Source organism: Alteromonas sp. 4NS20-0143 (assembly GCF_057542855.1).
The window spans coordinates 1-716 of record NZ_BAAJLR010000029.1 but is presented as its reverse complement, the minus strand read 5'-3'; the positions used below and the strand labels follow the sequence as shown (position 1 = coordinate 716).

General features: G+C 46.4%; 1 protein-coding gene. It reads left to right on the top strand.

What is annotated here, in order from left to right:
* A partial coding sequence (locus AC27HD_RS18815; RefSeq protein WP_487107808.1) for an IS110 family RNA-guided transposase occupies positions 1-716 on the top strand: 716 nt, incomplete at both ends.

Below are 716 nucleotides of genomic sequence, written 5' to 3'. Positions count from 1 at the left end.
TCCCGAGCCCGAGAAGCCGCCATGAAAGATTTAAAAGAAGGTAAATACCAGCTTAAAGCCTTACTTCTGCGTAATAACATCCGCTATGAAGGTACTGCCAACTGGTCGAAAAAACACCTTCGCTGGCTCACTGAATTGATATTGCCTCACCCAGCTCAGCAAATAGTCTTGCAGGAACAATTGCAAACCATAGAAGAGCGCATTCGTCGGTTAGAAAGGCTAGATAATGAATTGACCCACCACGTTCACCAGTGGCGTTATTATCCTGTAGTGAAGGCTATTCAGGCTATGCGAGGTGTTCGACTGCTAGTTGCTGTTGGCATGGTAGCAGAACTTGGCGATTTACACCGCTTCGACCATCCAAGAAAACTCATGGCGTATTTAGGTTTAGTTCCCAGCGAACAATCCTCCGGTGGTAAACGTCACTTAGGTGCCATTACCAAAGCAGGTAATGGCAGAGCAAGGCGTTTACTGATTGAAGGTGCGCACAGTTACCGTTATCCGGCCAATGTCTCTACCGAAATGCAGTTAAGACAGGAAGGCTTACCTAAAGATATCGTCGATATTGCTTGGAAAGCACAGCTGCGTCTGTGCAAACGCTATCAGCGCATGAGTAAAAAGGGTAAACACTACAACTTGATCATTACCGCGATAGCCAGAGAGATGGCAGCATATATCTGGGCTATCGCAAAAGAAGTGGTACTTACACCGGTTAA